The following is a 15,316-nucleotide window of genomic DNA, read 5'->3' as shown; positions in this document are numbered from 1 at the left end:
TCACGCGCCGCCGATCAGGCCGGGGATGCGGGTGAAGAGCTCGTTGGTGAAGGTGACCATTTCCGAGATCATCCAATGCCCGCAGACCACCAGGGCGATGGCCACGGCGACAGCCTTGGGCACAAAGGACAGCGTTGCCTCCTGCAACTGCGTGATGGACTGCAGGAGGGAAATCGCCAAACCCACCACCAATGCGGTGACCAGTGTGGGAGCGGCCAGCTTGGCGGCGACGATCATGGCCTGGAGGCAGATATCCAGGACTGCGTTGGTATCCATCAGCTGCTCGAATAGCTCTGGATCAGGGACGTGATCACCAGGCCCCAACCGTCCACCAGGACGAACAACAGGATCTTGAACGGCAAGGAAATCATGACCGGCGGAAGCATCATCATGCCCATGGACATCAGGGCTGCCGAGACCACGAGGTCAATGACCAAGAAGGGAATGAAGATCACGAAGCCGATAATGAATGCGGCCCGGAGCTCGGAGATCATGAAGGCCGGAACCAGGGTCTGCAGCGGGACGGCCTCAGGGTTGTCCGGGTTTTCCATGTTCGCCGCGCGGGTCATGAGGGCGATGTCCTCTTCCCGGGTATGGGCCAGCATGAAGTGCTGCAGCGGCGTCCAGCCCGCGGACATGGCTCCGTTGAAGTCCAGGCCGCCATTCAAGTAAGGCTGCACCGCCACCGTGTTGATGTCGGCGACAACCGGCCACATGACAAACAAGGACAGGAACAGGGCCAGGCCGGCAAGGACCTGGTTGGGCGGGATCGCAGGAAGGGACAGAGCGTTCCGGGTCATGGCCAGGACCACGAAGATCTTGGTGAAGGACGTCATCATCAAAAGCAGCGCCGGCGCCACGGACAACAGCGTGATGCCAATGAGCGTGACGACCGCCGACGACGGCGTTCCGTCCAGGCCATTGATGTCGATGCTGACGTTGCCACCGGTTCCCGGATCCGCTGGCGGGGTGGGCGGCGTGGGCTGCGTGGGGTCGATCGGTGCTGCGTGCGCTGCGGTTCCGAGCCACAACAACACAGCCGTGAGCAGGAGGGCCCACAGCGCCGGAAGCCACGCCCGGTTCCTGGAGCGTGGCCGTGCTGTTGCTTCCGGCGGTGCTGTTGTCAGGGCTGCGACCAAGGCACCGGAGCAAGCGGAAAGGCTCAATTGCGGCGTCCCCTGAAAGCATCTGAGGCCTGGCGCCACGTGGAGGCGGAAAGGATGGAGCCGTGCAGCGGGTGGCTCTGTGCAGGCGCCCCGCGATGCAGTTCGGCCCGCCGGCGGACCACGGGAATCTGTCCGGTCACCAGTTCAGTCCGGGGCACCTGGTCCCCGGACGCCTGCCGGAAGAGCTGGGCGAAGCTTTGTTCCCCGATGACCTTGGGCTGGACGGGCTCGATGTCGTCCGCGGGCGTTGCCGGAGCATCGCTACTGTGCAGCACCGTGACATTGTGCTCGGTCACGCCCAACAGGAATCGTTTGTCCCCGGCATCGACCACCACCACGGAAGCCTTCTGGCCCACAGCCTGGCGGCTCACCACGAACAGCGTGGAATCGGCACGACGCCGTCCCTTGCCTTTACCGAGCCTGCGCTGCAGGAGCCAGATCACTGCCAGCACGGCACCGAGGGCCACCACCACCCGCAGCCCGAGGATGAATGAATCCATCTACAGCGTTCCCTCTGCCCCGTCCAGGATGCGGGTGATCCGGACAGCGTAGTCCTGGTCCACCACAACTACTTCCCCATGGGCAATCAGGCGTCCGTTGAGCAGGACATCGGCAGGTGCCCCCGCGGATCGGTCAAGTTCGATCACCTTGCCCGGTTCCAGCGCAAGGGCGTCCCGCACCGACATCCGGGTCCGGCCGATCTCCACGGTCAGCGCCATTTCCACGTTGCTGATGAGGCCCAGGCGGGCACCCAGGTCATCCTGCCCGCCCCGGGAGGAACCGCCGTCGTTATCCCGCACGCGGACAGCGAACCAGCCGAATGCCGTTCCCCCGTCACTGAGCTCAAACACCACCGTGGCCGGGTCCTGCAGCAGCCCGGCGGCATCTTCCTCCCGCAACTCCCCCAGCACACCGGCGTCGAACGCTGATGCGGCCTGTTCCAGAGCGGGACGCAGGACGTCGCCGGCAGAAATCTGCGCGCCCGCAACGGCGCCCCCGGCAGCGGCGAGGAAGGAGTTGTCCACGAGCAGGAGCGCAAAATCGGCCGTGGAAGCTCCCACGAATGTTGCAATCACCGCCGGTGACGCATACGGAGAGGCAACGTCGGCAGGAACGATGCCCGCCACGGACAGCAGCGAGGAAGCCGGCAAGTGCTGCGCCAGTCGTTCCGCTGCCGCTTCCTGCAGGGTCAAGGTAATGCTCATCGCTGGTGCTCCTCGGTAGTGACAATGACAGCGGCGGCCCGCGACCCGTGGCGGGCAGCGGCCGCGGTGGCCAGGCGGGTGCCGTTGATGGCGACGTCGAACGGCCGGTTCTCCAGGTGCGGCAGCGGCAGGACATCGCCGACGGCGAGGGTCAGGATCTGCGCGGGAGTCACCTGCGCTGGGGTCAACTGGATGGCGACATCCACCGGCACCTGGGCGAGTTGGGCCCGGACGAGGGCCTCGTTGTCGAGGCTGTGGACCGTGGGATTGACATCGCCCAGCCTGGAGAGGAGGACATCTGCCGGAACAGCCAGCGTGGACGTGCACTGGGTCCCGCCCACGTTCACGCTGAATCCGGCAACGATCATCAGCTCGGACGGCGCGGCAGCCTGGGCGAACTGGGAGTTGTACTGGATGCCATCCATGGTCACGGACTGCGTCAAGAGGTTGCCGAGGGAGTACTTCAGGTCCTCAAGGACTTCCTCCACCATGCGGCTGAGAAGGGCGTACTCGATCTGCGTGAACTTGCGTTCCGGGACGGCCGAGTCCGTGGAACCACCCAGCATCCGGCTGAGCCAGGTCAACGCCGCGGTTGCCGGGAACTGGATGACGAGCCGGGAATCGGTGTCCTCGATCCGGCACAACACCATGGACGTGACCGAGGGCAACGAAGCAGAGTACTCGTCGTAGCTCTGCATGCTGAGGTGTTCCAGGGTCGCCGTGGACTTGAGCCGGACCTTGGCCGTGAGCTGGGTTCCCCACTGGCGGGCGAACGTCTCGAACGCGACTTCCAGGACACGGCTGTGCTGGCGTGGCAAGGTGGTGGGCCTGCGGAAGTCATAGACGTCCACAGTGCGCTGCCGGTCCGCCGCGCGATCTTCCTGTTCTCCCACGGACGGCACTATCGGCCCTTAAGTTGCGGACGTAAGGCGATTTTTCTGCCGGTTTTAGACGGGCGGCTACTTGGCCTTTGCCGCCGCGGCTGAATCCTTGGTCTGTTCTTCCAGTGCGTTGGGAATCAATGCACGGATGTCCTCCGGACGGTCGGAGACGAGCACAATGTCAACGCGACGATTGAGCTCCATGAGCTCTTCCGTGGAGTCGTCCGTGACCTGCCTGGCTGCACCGAAAGCCACCGCCCCTATCCTGCCCGGTGGCATGCCGGACTGGTCCACGAAATATCGCAGAACATTCACCGACCTCGCCGCTGAAAGTTCCCAGGTGGAGGCATAGGCGGTATAGCCCTTGGCTGCGTGGCCCTCAATCATCACTTCCAAGCCGGAACCCACCACGGTAGGTGCAATGGCCTTCAGGATCTGGAGGGCTTTGGGTGTCAGGTCCGGCATGTCCGGTTGGAAGAACGTCTGCGAGCCAACGAGCTTGACCGTGAGTCCGCGCTCCCCCACTACGAACTCCACGTTCTTATCCAGCCCCTGCGACTGAAGCTGGGCCTGCATGGTCCCTTGGAGGGCCGTGAGCTTGGTGACTTCCTGGGTCGCAAGGTCCAGCGGCGAGAAACCCTCTCCGTTGGCGGTAGTCAGTTCGCCGGGAACCACCACGCCACTGGCGGTATCCACTTTCTGGCTGATCTCCGTACCGAAACCCGTGGCCAGGGAATTACGGAGCTTCTCGAACTTGATCTGGTCCACCGACGACATGGCAAAGAGCACGATGAACATGCACATGAGCACCGTGACCATGTCCATGTAGGAGGCCATCCAGCGTTCGTCGACGTGGTGCTCTTCGGGTTGCGCCCCACGTTTCCTGCGCGACCTCATGCGGCCCTGGACGCTGTCAGCTTGCCGGTCTTGCCGCTGTCGTTGGTTTTGTTGTTCGCGTCATTGGCCTTGCCCTTGGGGTCGGCCGGAACCATGGCGCGCAGGCGCTCGGCGAGCAGCAGCGGCTGGGTGCCGTTTTGTACCGCGAGGAGGCCTTCCACGAGGAGGTTCATCCGCTCCACCTCAAGCTCGGACAGGCGCTTGAGCTTGGAACTGATCGGGAGCCAGATGAAGTTGGCAGACAGGAGGCCCCACAGGGTGGCAACGAAGGCTGCCGCGATCATCGGTCCAAGATGGTCCGGCGAGGAGAGGTTTTCGAGCACATGCGTCAGCGAGACCACGGTTCCGATAATGCCGATGGTTGGTGCATACCCGCCCAAGGCCGCGAAGAACTTGGAGGCCACATGGTCCGCGCGCATGCGGGTGTCGATCTCGTCCTCCATGAGGAGCCGGAGTTCCTCGGCGTCGGTTCCGTCCGCAATGTTCTGGAGCGAGCGCGCCAGGAACGGATCCTTGGCACTGTTGGCTTCCTCCTCCAGGGACAGGAGTCCATCGCTGCGGGCCTTTTCCGCGAGGCGGACCAGCTCATCGATGCTCGCACCGGCCTTGGCGGGCTTGCCCACGAAGACCTTGGGGACCTGCTTGAACGACTGGATGACATCGGGGAGGGTGTTCCCGGCCAGCCCCACGGCAATGGTTGCGCCGAACACCAACACCATGGGCGCAGGGAGGAGCAGGGACATCAGGTTGGCATGTTCCAGGGTGACCATGACCACCACGGAGGCAAAGGCGAGCAGCAGGCCGATGATTGTCACAGGGCTACCTTCCGTTTCGGGGAGTGGTCGGGTTTTCCGGTTCCGTGGACGCCGGTGGCACCAGGCTGAGCGGGTAGCCGGTGGTCCGCGGCAGGTCCTGCGCCCGCCGCAGCACACCCGCACGGTATTGCGCGATCAGTTCCACCACCTCAACCAGCGATTCGCGCACCACGTAAGCGGCGCCGTCGAGCGTCACCAAATGGGTGTCCGGGCTTTCATGGATGCGCTCCAGGATGTCCGGATTGACGGCGAAACGTGTGCCGTTGAGGCGGGTGACAACGATCATGTGCTGTTCTGCTTTGGCTTGGGGTGGCTGTACTTCCTACCATCGGCCGGTCGCGGCGCAGCGTTAGGGCCTGTTAACGAAACCTGCCCCTGCCCTCCCTGACGGAGAGGACAAGGGCAGGAATCCAAGGACCTAGCGCTTGAGGTTGCTCAGTTCCTGGAGAACTTCATCCGAGGTGGTGATGATGCGGGCGTTGGCCTGGAAGCCACGCTGGGCCACGATCAGGTTGGTGAACTCCTGGGACAGGTCCACGTTGGACATCTCCAGGGAACCCGAACTGAGGGAACCCAGGCCTGCGTCGCCGGGAACACCAAGCTGGGCTGCACCCGAATTGGCCGTGGCAACGTAGGACGACCCGCCGGCCTTCTCCAGGCCCTCGGCGTTGGTGAAGCGGGCCAAGGCAACGCGGGCCAGGACCTGCGTGCTGCCGTTGCTGAAGGCACCCACCAAGGATCCGTCGGCAGCAAGGGTGAACGACTCAAGTTTGCCGGCCTCCGCCCCGTTGTGGCCTGTGACCGTGAGGGTGCTCATCTGCGCGAAGCCGGTGACAGCGCCGAGATCCACGGTGATCCCGCCAACGGTCAAGGATCCACCGGAGGTCAGTGCACCGTTGGCGAAAGTGAGGTTGCCCGAACCCGTCGCACCGTTGGCGTCGGCGCCCGCCACGCTCCATCCGGTGTTCGTGCGGCTGAAGGTGAGGGTGAGGGCACGTTCTGCACCGTTGCCGTCAAATACCTTGACCTGCCGCTCCAACGACGTGCCCACGGCTGCGTCGGACGGCAGGTTCCCGCCCAGGGCTGCCGTTGTGGTTGCCACCGCCGGAGCCGTCGTGTTCGGGGACAACGTGATCGGCCCCGTGAGTCCGCCAACGTTCAACGCGCCGTTGGCGGCGGACCAGCCCTGGAGGATGCCGCCGTCGGGCGCGGTCAGACGGCCCGCGGCATCCAGCTGGAAGTTGCCCGCACGCGTGTAGAACTGCTGGGTTCCCTTCGCGGTGACGAAGAAGCCCTCACCGGAAATCATCAGGTCGGTCCCACGGCCCGTGCTCTGCGATGAGCCCTGGCCAAAATTTGTGCTGATACCGGCCACCCTGACTCCCAGGCCCACCTGTGCGGGGTTGGAGCCACCGGCCTCGGGCTGCGGCGCTGCAGCACCCTGGGTCAGCTGGGACAAGGTGTCCTGGAACTGCGCTGAGGAGGACTTGAAGCCCGTGGTGTTGACGTTGGCAATGTTGTTGCCGGTGACGTCGAGCATGGTCTGGTGGGCGCGGAGGCCGGAAATTCCGGAGTACAGCGAACGAAGCATGGTGTTGCCTTTCTTCGGGGGGTCTGGGTGTTGTCTGTGCTTAGGCGGCGGTGATGCCGGTAATGCTGTCCAAGGGCACCTTCTTGTCGCCGACGCTGACCAACGGAACCCCGTCGGCGAAGGACACGGAGGTTGCTTTTCCCGATCCTTTGGTTCCGTCGGCGAGCGCGTAGTCCACGGTGGTGCCGATAATTTGCGCGGCGGCCGTGCGCATCTGCAGCGAGAAGCTCTCCTTCGAGCCTGCGGTGAGTTCGGTCATTTTCTCCATCATGGACAGCTGTACCGATTGGCTCATCATCTGGTTGGTGTCCATGGGGGCGCTGGGATCCTGGTACCTCAACTGCGTCACGAGGAGCTTCATGAAGACCTCGGAGTCCATCGTCTGGACGGGCGTGCGCACGCTTTGGCCGCTGTTGGCCTGGACGGCACTCGGGATGGCTTCGATGGTCACGCTGTTCTCTCCTTCACCTCAGACGAGGATGTCCAGTTGGTTGGGGCTCTGTGCATGTTGCGGACTTGGTGCTGTTTCCGGCGCCTCTGTTGGCCCGGAACGCACGTGGCTTTGGTATCCGGTTTGCCCGTTGTGCCTGTTCCCGGCCCCGGTGTCCTTGGGGGTATCCTGCGGATTGTTGTGCGATGACAGGCTCAGGCTCGCTCCGGCGTCCTCGAGCCCTCGCCTGAGCTCGAGCAGCACGTGGCGAACGGCTTCCCGCCCGGCCTCCCCCGAAGCGAATAACTCGATCCGCACGCCCGCACCGTCAATATGGGCCCGCACGGTCAACGGACCCAGGTCCTCCGGCGAAACCTGCACCGTCATGACGTGCTCCCCCGGATTGCCCGATGCCAGCGTAAACAGGGGTTGGGCGAGCTGGTGGGTCAGGGGCTGGTGCGGGGTCGGTGGTTGCGGCTGCATGCCTGGGTGCGGTTGGGCATGAAGTACGACGGCGGGAGCTGCCTGCGTGGGTGCCGGGACTCCCGGTGTGGCTGGCTGGGGGACGCCGGGGGCTGGCTGGATTGAAGCAGCATCGGCCGGCTCAATGCCGGGCTTCCGGGTGAGCTGCCCGCCGAACACCGGGACCCCGTTGTGGGTTTTGCTTTCCGGTTCGGTTGCTTCGGCGGCTATTCCGTCCGTGGCTGCGGGTGCGTAGTCGGAGAGCGGCGATCCGGCTCCCCTGCCGGCAGGCGTGCTTTCCTGCGGGAAGGCACTCCCTTGGGCCCCGTCAAGCATGGCACTGGCTGTTCCGGGCCCCGGCATTCCGGTGGCACCGGCCTTGCCCCCTTCGACGGACACTTGCGCACCGGCGGGCAGGAGACGTCGTGCGGGAAGGGAGTCGTCCACGTCCGGCGTTGCTGCGGCGCCGGGATCTCGTGCCGCAATACCCTGGCCCGACTCGATGCCCGGCTGCAGGTCATGCCGCGCGAGCGGCACACCCGGCAGTGACCCCACGAATTGGTCCTGCGTAGCCTCGGCTGAGCCGGTGCGAGCGGGCGTTCCGCCGGTCGTTCCCCCGGGCGTTGCCCCGACTGAAGCCAAGGGTAGGTCTGCGGAGACTCCCGCCGGTTCGATGCCTTGCTGCGGGCTGGACGCCAGGAGTCGTCCAACCTGCGGGGACTCATCTGAACGGCTAAGAACTCCGGCACCGGCATCTCCTGCCAAGGCCTCCCCTGCCGCAAGGGCCTGCCCCGGTTTAATGCCGCGCTGCAGATCCTGCAGCGCGTATGGCATGCCTGGCAGCGAAGCCACGAGATAGGCCATGGCCTCGGCTGAGCCAGCCGCGGCAGGGTTTTCCTTGGCGGATGCTTCAGTGGCAGGTGAGCCTGTGCCCGGTGCGTCCGCTGGGGCCGCGGCGAACACAGGTGCAGCCGGAGGCGCGGCGGCGGACACGGGTGCAGCCGGAGTCGCCGCGGCGGACACAGGTGCAGCCTCGGCCTGTAGTGCACCCGCCGAAGGTAGCGGTCTGAGCAAGGCCCCGAGGATCGCATCGAACGCCGCAGCATCCAAAGGTCCGGAAGCTCCAGCCGCTCCGGGACCCGCGGGAGCGCCGGAACCGGCTTGAACGCCACCGGCAAAGAAGGAAGCCACCTGCATCAAGCACCCCCGGCCGGGACGATCCTGCGAATGGACGTGAGGTTGGAGTACTTCTCCCAGGCATCCCGGATCTGGATGGTCTGCCCGGGCACGGGAGCATCGATGGCCTTGCCGTTGCCCAGGTAGATGGAGATGTGCTCGCCCCCGTAGCTGACCAGGAGATCCCCGGGCTTGGCCTCGGCAAGGGACGCAACCGGTGTGCCTTTCTGCATCTGGTCGCTCACCACGCGGGGCAGCTCCACGCCGAGGTCCTTGAACACGCGCTGTACAAAGCCGGAGCAATCCATGCCCACGGACGGGTTGGTCCCACCCCACACGTAGGGCACCCCGATGTACTTCCTGGCCGCAGCAACCACGGCGTCGCCCGTGGCTCCCCCGCCTCCGGTGGCGGTGGCAGCGGAGCCCTGAACCGGCGTCGTACTTCCCACGGCGGACAGGACGGAGGCGGCGCCGGACGTCCCCATCGCCGAACTGAGCGCCGCAGCGAACGGAGCAGCGCCTGCCGATGCCGCCAGGGACGACGAGGACGCTGAAGACGCCGAAGCCGCCGCAGCTGATGAGGCAGCAGCCGAAGACCGCTCCGCCAACTGCTGCAGCGAGGCCTCGATGCTCTGGATCCGGCCCAGTGCTTCAACCATGCTCATGAGCCGGCCTTCCTGTGCCACGCTGTGGAGGCGATCTCGTCCAGGGCACCCTGTTCTGCCCGGAGCTCTGAGGCAACCAGGGCCGTGTCGTGCCGGGTTTCCAGTTTCTCGAGCCCAACAGCCCGGCGGCGCGCCTCAGTGTAGTCAGCCTGCGCAGCGGCAGCCTCGAGCTCCGCGGCAGCAGCCAGGGCGTCAAGCTCCGCGAGCATGCTCTGCGCGGAGGCACGTGCTGCAGCAACCCCTATAAGGGAGGTGGAATCAACCACGGTCCCGGCCGAATCTGCAATCGCTGACCGCGCCTCCGCCCGGCGCTCGCGCAGTGAGGAAGACCGCGAGTTCGCCGCAGCCAACCCTGATTCCGCGGCCTTCTGCTCGGCCTGCCGAAGCCTCAACAACCCTGCCAGGGAGAACTGTCGGTTCACGCTGCTCCTTCCAAAGCAAAGTGGGTGGAGAGTCGGGAAAGCCAGGCCCACGACTCGCCGAACAGGGAGGACGTGTCCATGCCCTGGCGCAGGAACTGGTTGATGGCAGCCTCGTTGTCCAGGGCCGCGTCCACCAGCGGGTTGCTGCCGTGCCGGTACGCTCCGACGTCGATCAGGTCCTGGGCGGAACGCCGTGCGGCGAGGACCCGGCGCAACGCGACGGCGAGCGCGGTGTGCGCGGGATCGTTGACTTTGGACGCCACGCGGGACACCGATCCCAGGACGTCGATGGACGGGAAGTGCCCTGTGACCGCGAGTTTCCGGTCCAGGACCACATGTCCGTCCAGGATCGAGCGGGCGGCGTCGGCAATGGGCTCGTTGTGGTCGTCGCCGTCCACCAGCACCGTGTAGATCCCGGTGATGGAGCCGGTTTCCGCGGTTCCGGCCCGTTCCAGGAGCCTCGCCAGGACGGAAAAGGTCGACGGCGGGTAGCCGCGTGTCGCGGGCGGCTCACCTGCTGAGAGTCCGATCTCCCGCTGGGCCATGGCCACGCGGGTCAGGGAATCCATCATGAGCACCACGTCCTGCCCGGCTTCACGGAACGACTCCGCGATCCGGGTTGCGGTGACCGCGGCGCGAAGGCGCATGAGGGCAGGCTCGTCGGAGGTCGCAACCACCACCACGGACCGGGCGAGCCCTTCCGCACCCAGATCGTCTTCCAGGAACTCGCGCACTTCGCGTCCGCGCTCGCCCACCAGCGCAATCACGGACACTTGGGCATCGGTTCCACGGGCCACCATGGACAGCAACGAGGACTTGCCGACGCCCGAGCCGGCGAACAGGCCCATGCGCTGCCCGCGCCCCAGGGTACAGAGCGTGTCCAGCACACGGACCCCGGTCTGCAGGGGCGTATCGATGCGGGCACGGAGCATGGCATTGGGTGCCTCCTGGTCCGACGGCACCCGGTTGGCAACGGACAGCGGCCCTTTCCCGTCGATCGGCCGGCCCAGCGCATCAAGGACCCGCCCCAACAACCCTTCGCCGGTGGGAACCAGCACAGGGCTCCCGGCAGCCCGTGCAGGAGCCCCCGCGGCGACGCCTCTCAGCCGGCCCAGGGGCATGCACCGCACTCCCCCGCGCACGGAGGCGACCACCTCGGCGTCGAGCGTTCCGGCTCCCGAGCCAACCGTGACCAGCTCGCCCACGGCGCAGTCCAGCCCGGCAACCTCCAGGCCCAGGCCCAGCACAGAAGTCACGGTGCCAACCCTCTGCGGCGCGGCAGCAGCCAATGCCGCAGGCAGGCCCCTCATGCCCGGTCTCCCAACAGCGCCTGGCGTGCACGGTCCAGCGCCGCGCCGAGCCGTGCGTCGATCCACCCCTGTTGATAGTCGCCGATCGCGTCGCCCGGGTTCAGCGCGGCGTCGGCTTTGAGTTCGACGCCGGGAGGAAGCACGACGCCGGCAGCCTCCAACGCGGCCACGTCGCCCGGGTGCAGGCGAACCACGGTCACGGTTGCGTCAGGCTGCCCGAGGGCACGGTTGAGTGCGGCGCGGGCTGTCCGGTGGCCGTCGGCAAGCTCGTAGCCGAGGATTGCTTCCGCGAGATCCAGCGCACCGGCGGCCAGCACGTCCTCTGCCGCGGCCACGGAAACCTCCTGCCGACGCTGCGCCGCCTCAGCTGCGGCCCCCAAAACGGCGACGGCATGCGCCACAGCCGAGCGGCCGGCGTCGAGCATGTCCCGATGCTCAGCCAGCAGCTGTTCCCGCATCCGGCGCTGTTCTGCCGCGGCGGCCTGCATTCCGGCGGCGTATCCGGCCGCGTGGCCCTGGGTGAAGCCGCGGTCCGCGGCGGGTTGCCCGGCGCTCAGGACCGGAAACGTGACGCGTGTGTAGGGCTCAGTAGACAAAGTCGTCCTCATCCCCGCGCCGGACTACGATTGCGCCCTCGGCCTCGAGTTCGCGGATGGACCGCACGATGTCAGCCCGGGCTTCCTCAACCTGCGAGGCACGGACGGGACCGGAAGCGTTCATCTCCGATTCCAGGATTTCCAGGTTCCGGCCGGACATGTTGGCGCGAATCGTGTCCAGGACAACCGGCGGGGCGCCCTTCATGGCGACGGCAAGAATGTTGGCACTGACGCCACGGAGGATCTGCTGGATATCGCGCGGCTCCAGTTTCACGATGTCCACGAACGTGAGCATCCGTGCCCGGACTTCGCTGGCAAGGTCCGGATCGAGCGTGCCCAGGCCATCGAGCACGGACCGCTCGGTGTTGACGTCGGAGCGGTTGATGATGTCCACCAGGGGCTGGATTCCGCCGACAACCTCGTTGGTCTTCCGCTGGGACATCACTGCGCCGGCACGGAGCTTGAGTGTTTCGGCCACGATTCCCACGGCTTCCGGCGAGGCCGAACCCATGGTCGCGATGCTCCGGGCAACCTCGATGCGTTGGGCGTCCCCCAGCCCCGACATGACCGCGGAGGCCTTGCCCGGACGCAGGTGGGCGAGGATCAGCGCAATGGTCTGCGGCAGCTCGCCGTCGATCAAGGCCAGGATTTGCCCGGGGTCCATCATTTCCAGGAACTCGAAGGATTTCCCGGCCATGGTGGAGGCGAGGCGGTCCATGAAACCTGCGGCTTTGTCGGCGCCGAAGGACGCTTCCAGGAGTCCGACGGCGAATTCCTGGCCACCGCGGGCCGTGCGGCGGCCGCTGACGGCCAGTCCGTGGAACTCGTTGATCACATGGTCCGCAACCACGGAGGAAACGCGGCGAAGACGGACGATCTCGGCGGCAATGTCCTCCGCCTCGGATTCGGAGAACTGGGCCATGACCGCAGCGGCACTGGCCGGACTCATCTGCATCAACACCACGGCCACCTTCTGCACGCCGCTCAGTGCTGAGGCTTCCGGGAGGCTCACACCGACTGCCTTTCATCCATAAGTCCTCGGAGGTACTCAGCCGTCCGGGCCGGGTTGTCCGCCACCATGGCCTCGATTTGGGCACGCTTGAGGTCGCCGTCCAGGGCCTCGGCCGCCGGGGGCGGGAGGGCCGGGGTGGGTTCCAGTGGAGCCACGGGTTGGATGGAGGTGAGTTCGATCGCCGTCGTGGGCGGACCTGCGATCGCCGGAGCGGGGATGGCCTCGGGCAGGGCGTCGAAGTCGGGGCGTTCACCAAGGTCCACGGGTTCCCGGCGTTGGCGGCGCTTGAGCATGATCAACACGGTCACGATCAGGGCAATGGCTGCGAGCATGATGCTTCCGGCCGTGATGAGCGTGTTCATGAGCGCTGCGTCCTTGGCCGCTTCGGCGTCCGCCTGGGCAGCTCCGAGCGCTTCGGCAGCTTTGTCAGCCGCCGCGGTGCTGAACGGAAGGACTTCCACGGTCACCACGTCCCCGCGTGCGGCGTCGATTCCGGCGGCCGATGTCACCAGGGCGCGCACCGAGTCTACGTTGACTCCCCCGGCGGCGGACTGGTTGATGGCCACGGAAATGGTCTGGCGCTTGACTGCGCCCTGCGGGATGGTCCGGTCTTCGGTGACCTTGTTGACCGCGTTGTTCCTGGTGGTGTCGCTGGATTCGTAGGAACCATTGGCAGCCGTTCCTCCCGGGACCGCGATGTTGTCCGGCCCCAGGACACCGGCAGCACCGCCGCCTGTGCCCGTGTAGTTCTCGGTCTTGGTGGACTCACTCAGTGCCGGCGTATTGGCAGCAGGAGTGAAAGTTTCACTGCGCTGCTGGGCCGACTCGGCGGTGACATCGGCAGCCACCGCCACGGTCGAGTTGCCCGGGCCAACCACGCTGTCGAGCACCGTGCGGACCGCCTCCGACGTGCGCTGCTGATAGTCCGTTGCCTGCTTGGACGAGGACCCCGTGGCTCCCCCGCCAACCGTGGAGAGGACATTGCCCTGTGAATCCACCACCGACACATTGGTGGGCTTCAGGTTTTCAATGGCGGCGGAGGTCAGGTGCACAATCGCCTGGACCTTGTCCGAGGACAGCGTGGTACCCGGCTGGGTCTCGACGAACACCGAGGCCGTGGCCTCCGGAGTGGTGGAAACAAACACCGACTTTTCCGGAACAGCGAGCTGCACGGCTGCGGACTTCACGCCGTCCATGGCCTGGATCGTGGTGCTGAGCTCCCCTTCAAGGGCCCGTTTGTACGTCACTGACTGCTGGAACTCCGACGACGTCACGCCCAGTTTGTCCAGCAACGAATAACCCGTGGCCGCGGCGGTCGGCAGGCCGGCAGCTGCGGCCTTCAAGCGCTCGTCGTACACCTTGTCCTCGGGGACGAGGATGGTGGAACCGCCGTTGCTCAACTCGTAGGGGACGTTGTCCTTGCGGAGCTGCTCCACGATGCTGTTGGCGTCCGTGTCCTTCAAACCGGAGAACAGCGGAGAATAGGCGGGCTTCCCCAGCCACGCAGCCAATGCCACCCCGCCGAGGGCCAGCACGGCAACACCCAGGATGGCCAGCGTTCGTTGGGCAGGGCTGAACGCCTGCACACCGCTGCCGAGTTTACGGAAAAACCGGGAAATGGCCGGTGGCATCAGGCCTGCATCCTCATGATCTCGTTGAATGCGTCAACACCCTTGTTCCGTACGGCCGCCACCAGTTCGAACGTCACCTGGGCTCGCGTGGCAGCGAGGGTTGCTTTGTGAATATCGTCAAGGTTGCCTGTCACAGCAGACACGGCCAGTTCCTTCGAGGCCGACTGCAGGGACTGCAAATCGTCGACGGCGCCAGTCAGGGCGGTGCCGAAGTCACCCCCGGCGCTGGTCGGCTTGGCGGTCCCGGCGTACCCTGTGCCGCTGACACCCTGGACGCTCTCAATGGGCCCTAAGGACATCAGGATTTTCCGATCTCGAGCGCTGCCAGGTACGTTTCGCGGGCGCGATCAACCACCTGGGCGTTGGCTTGGTAGCCGCGCTGGGCGATGATCAGGGTTCCCATTTGTTCGGAGAGGTCGATCTCCGGGTACTTCACATTCCCGTTCGCATCTGCCAGGGGGTGGTCCGGCTGGTAGACGATCCTTCCCGTGGCGTCACCCAGCGGCGTGCTCTTCACATAAACGCCCTGGCCGTCGTTGCCCTCGGCGGCCTCGATGTAGCGGGCGCGGAAGACCTCGCCGTCCGTACTGGCAGCGTTGTTCATGTTGGCCAGGTTGTCGGACACAGCATCGAGCCACTTTCGGTGGACAGTCAGCGCCGAGCCCGCAATGCCAATTGCGTCAAAAGTCATCAGTTTGTCCTCAACGCCGTGCGAAGGGACGTGAACTCACCGGCAACTGCCCGCGCAGCGAACTGGTAGCGCAGCACGGTATCGATGTTGGACATGGTCTCGGTGTCCAGGTTGACGTTGTTGCCATCAGTGCGGGTCGGCTCATCCGACGGGGAAATCGTGGCGTTGACGCTGCCGTCCCCGGACTGCACGGAGGCCGCGAGCTGGTCCTCGAAAGAGACCCTCTTGGCCGTGTAATTGGGGGTGTTGATGTTCGCGATGTTGTTCGCGATGGTCCGCTGGCGCAACGACAGCGCATCCATGGCGCTGGCCAAGGCGACGGAAGTCACGGATTCAAGCACAAAGTCCTCACCTGGTGGTGTTCGT

20 protein-coding genes are annotated in these 15,316 nt (G+C 65.7%); all 20 read right to left on the bottom strand.

Annotation, left to right across the window (positions count from 1 at the left end; genetic code table 11):
• A complete protein-coding gene (gene fliQ, locus ACSVIE_RS18220) occupies positions 1-276 on the bottom strand; it encodes a flagellar biosynthesis protein FliQ (RefSeq protein WP_387438055.1) in 276 nt (91 codons plus the stop codon).
• Positions 276-1,061 (bottom strand): flagellar type III secretion system pore protein FliP, encoded by a 786-nt coding sequence (fliP, locus tag ACSVIE_RS18215; protein ID WP_442424765.1) that lies wholly within the window; start codon positions 1,059-1,061, stop codon positions 276-278. The genes fliQ and fliP overlap by 1 nt, the downstream gene beginning before the upstream one ends.
• 101 nt (positions 1,062-1,162) lie before the next feature.
• Positions 1,163-1,666, bottom strand: coding sequence for a flagellar biosynthetic protein FliO (gene fliO / locus ACSVIE_RS18210; protein ID WP_442424748.1), 504 nt, complete (start codon positions 1,664-1,666; stop codon positions 1,163-1,165).
• Positions 1,667-2,371, bottom strand: a complete 705-nt coding sequence (gene fliN, locus ACSVIE_RS18205; protein WP_442424747.1) for a flagellar motor switch protein FliN — start codon at positions 2,369-2,371, stop codon at positions 1,667-1,669. It lies immediately after the preceding gene.
• Entirely contained in the window at positions 2,368-3,264 is an 897-nt protein-coding gene (locus ACSVIE_RS18200) for a flagellar motor switch protein FliM (RefSeq protein WP_442424746.1), read from the bottom strand. Before ACSVIE_RS18200 ends, fliN begins: the two co-directional genes overlap by 4 nt.
• Before the next feature lie 66 nt (positions 3,265-3,330).
• Positions 3,331-4,149 (bottom strand): OmpA/MotB family protein, encoded by an 819-nt coding sequence (locus ACSVIE_RS18195; RefSeq protein ID WP_426006133.1) that lies wholly within the window; start codon positions 4,147-4,149, stop codon positions 3,331-3,333.
• Positions 4,146-4,919 carry a motility protein A gene (locus tag ACSVIE_RS18190; RefSeq protein WP_442424764.1) on the bottom strand — a complete coding sequence of 258 codons (774 nt, stop codon included), beginning with the start codon at positions 4,917-4,919 and terminating at the stop codon, positions 4,146-4,148. The genes ACSVIE_RS18195 and ACSVIE_RS18190 overlap by 4 nt, the downstream gene beginning before the upstream one ends.
• 49 nt (positions 4,920-4,968) lie before the next feature.
• Positions 4,969-5,250 (bottom strand): flagellar FlbD family protein, encoded by a 282-nt coding sequence (locus ACSVIE_RS18185; RefSeq protein WP_442424745.1) that lies wholly within the window; start codon positions 5,248-5,250, stop codon positions 4,969-4,971.
• 132 nt (positions 5,251-5,382) lie between these two features.
• Complete coding sequence (locus ACSVIE_RS18180) at positions 5,383-6,555, bottom strand: flagellar hook protein FlgE (RefSeq protein WP_442424744.1); 1,173 nt, start codon at positions 6,553-6,555, stop codon at positions 5,383-5,385.
• 40 nt (positions 6,556-6,595) lie between these two features.
• Complete coding sequence (locus tag ACSVIE_RS18175; protein WP_442424743.1) at positions 6,596-7,006, bottom strand: flagellar hook assembly protein FlgD; 411 nt, start codon at positions 7,004-7,006, stop codon at positions 6,596-6,598.
• Positions 7,007-7,024: 18 nt separating this feature from the next.
• A complete protein-coding gene (locus tag ACSVIE_RS18170) occupies positions 7,025-8,644 on the bottom strand; it encodes a flagellar hook-length control protein FliK (protein ID WP_442424742.1) in 1,620 nt (539 codons plus the stop codon).
• Positions 8,644-9,288, bottom strand: coding sequence for a C40 family peptidase (locus ACSVIE_RS18165; RefSeq protein ID WP_442424741.1), 645 nt, complete (start codon positions 9,286-9,288; stop codon positions 8,644-8,646). The genes ACSVIE_RS18170 and ACSVIE_RS18165 overlap by 1 nt, the downstream gene beginning before the upstream one ends.
• Complete coding sequence (locus tag ACSVIE_RS18160; RefSeq protein WP_442424740.1) at positions 9,285-9,710, bottom strand: flagellar FliJ family protein; 426 nt, start codon at positions 9,708-9,710, stop codon at positions 9,285-9,287. Before ACSVIE_RS18160 ends, ACSVIE_RS18165 begins: the two co-directional genes overlap by 4 nt.
• A complete protein-coding gene (locus ACSVIE_RS18155) occupies positions 9,707-11,020 on the bottom strand; it encodes a FliI/YscN family ATPase (RefSeq protein ID WP_442424739.1) in 1,314 nt (437 codons plus the stop codon). The genes ACSVIE_RS18160 and ACSVIE_RS18155 overlap by 4 nt, the downstream gene beginning before the upstream one ends.
• Positions 11,017-11,616, bottom strand: a complete 600-nt coding sequence (locus tag ACSVIE_RS18150) for a FliH/SctL family protein (protein WP_426006125.1) — start codon at positions 11,614-11,616, stop codon at positions 11,017-11,019. Before ACSVIE_RS18150 ends, ACSVIE_RS18155 begins: the two co-directional genes overlap by 4 nt.
• Positions 11,606-12,628 carry a flagellar motor switch protein FliG gene (fliG, locus tag ACSVIE_RS18145; protein ID WP_442424738.1) on the bottom strand — a complete coding sequence of 341 codons (1,023 nt, stop codon included), beginning with the start codon at positions 12,626-12,628 and terminating at the stop codon, positions 11,606-11,608. Before fliG ends, ACSVIE_RS18150 begins: the two co-directional genes overlap by 11 nt.
• Positions 12,625-14,259: a flagellar basal-body MS-ring/collar protein FliF gene (gene fliF, locus ACSVIE_RS18140; protein WP_426006124.1), complete on the bottom strand. Its 1,635-nt coding sequence runs from the start codon at positions 14,257-14,259 to the stop codon at positions 12,625-12,627. Before fliF ends, fliG begins: the two co-directional genes overlap by 4 nt.
• On the bottom strand, positions 14,259-14,558 hold the full coding sequence (fliE, locus tag ACSVIE_RS18135; RefSeq protein WP_426006123.1) for a flagellar hook-basal body complex protein FliE: 300 nt from the start codon (positions 14,556-14,558) through the stop codon (positions 14,259-14,261). The genes fliF and fliE overlap by 1 nt, the downstream gene beginning before the upstream one ends.
• The gene (locus ACSVIE_RS18130; protein ID WP_426006122.1) at positions 14,558-14,950 is read right to left on the bottom strand and encodes a flagellar basal body rod protein FlgC; all 393 of its coding nucleotides are present in this window, start codon (positions 14,948-14,950) and stop codon (positions 14,558-14,560) included. The genes fliE and ACSVIE_RS18130 overlap by 1 nt, the downstream gene beginning before the upstream one ends.
• Positions 14,950-15,291 (bottom strand): flagellar basal body rod protein FlgB, encoded by a 342-nt coding sequence (locus ACSVIE_RS18125; RefSeq protein ID WP_426006121.1) that lies wholly within the window; start codon positions 15,289-15,291, stop codon positions 14,950-14,952. Before ACSVIE_RS18125 ends, ACSVIE_RS18130 begins: the two co-directional genes overlap by 1 nt.
• Positions 15,292-15,316: the final 25 nt, after the last annotated feature.

It is taken from the genome of Paenarthrobacter sp. NCHU4564 (genome assembly GCF_052156435.1).
GTDB lineage: Bacteria > Actinomycetota > Actinomycetes > Actinomycetales > Micrococcaceae > Arthrobacter.
This window is presented reverse-complemented; position numbering and strand designations above follow the sequence as displayed.

What these genes read in the sequence shown, in the direction of transcription:
- ACSVIE_RS18190 (WP_442424764.1), bottom strand. Translation starts at nt 4,919, where the DNA reads ATGGTCACCCTGGAACATGCCAACCTGATGTCCCTGCTCCTCCCTGCG.
- ACSVIE_RS18155 (WP_442424739.1), bottom strand. Translation starts at nt 11,020, where the DNA reads ATGAGGGGCCTGCCTGCGGCATTGGCTGCTGCCGCGCCGCAGAGGGTT.
- fliF (WP_426006124.1), bottom strand. Translation starts at nt 14,259, where the DNA reads ATGCCACCGGCCATTTCCCGGTTTTTCCGTAAACTCGGCAGCGGTGTG.
- ACSVIE_RS18180 (WP_442424744.1), bottom strand. Translation starts at nt 6,555, where the DNA reads ATGCTTCGTTCGCTGTACTCCGGAATTTCCGGCCTCCGCGCCCACCAG.
- fliN (WP_442424747.1), bottom strand. Translation starts at nt 2,371, where the DNA reads ATGAGCATTACCTTGACCCTGCAGGAAGCGGCAGCGGAACGACTGGCG.
- fliQ (WP_387438055.1), bottom strand. Translation starts at nt 276, where the DNA reads ATGGATACCAACGCAGTCCTGGATATCTGCCTCCAGGCCATGATCGTC.
- fliE (WP_426006123.1), bottom strand. Translation starts at nt 14,558, where the DNA reads ATGTCCTTAGGGCCCATTGAGAGCGTCCAGGGTGTCAGCGGCACAGGG.
- fliO (WP_442424748.1), bottom strand. Translation starts at nt 1,666, where the DNA reads ATGGATTCATTCATCCTCGGGCTGCGGGTGGTGGTGGCCCTCGGTGCC.
- ACSVIE_RS18195 (WP_426006133.1), bottom strand. Translation starts at nt 4,149, where the DNA reads ATGAGGTCGCGCAGGAAACGTGGGGCGCAACCCGAAGAGCACCACGTC.
- ACSVIE_RS18170 (WP_442424742.1), bottom strand. Translation starts at nt 8,644, where the DNA reads ATGCAGGTGGCTTCCTTCTTTGCCGGTGGCGTTCAAGCCGGTTCCGGC.
- ACSVIE_RS18185 (WP_442424745.1), bottom strand. Translation starts at nt 5,250, where the DNA reads ATGATCGTTGTCACCCGCCTCAACGGCACACGTTTCGCCGTCAATCCG.
- ACSVIE_RS18130 (WP_426006122.1), bottom strand. Translation starts at nt 14,950, where the DNA reads ATGACTTTTGACGCAATTGGCATTGCGGGCTCGGCGCTGACTGTCCAC.
- ACSVIE_RS18165 (WP_442424741.1), bottom strand. Translation starts at nt 9,288, where the DNA reads ATGAGCATGGTTGAAGCACTGGGCCGGATCCAGAGCATCGAGGCCTCG.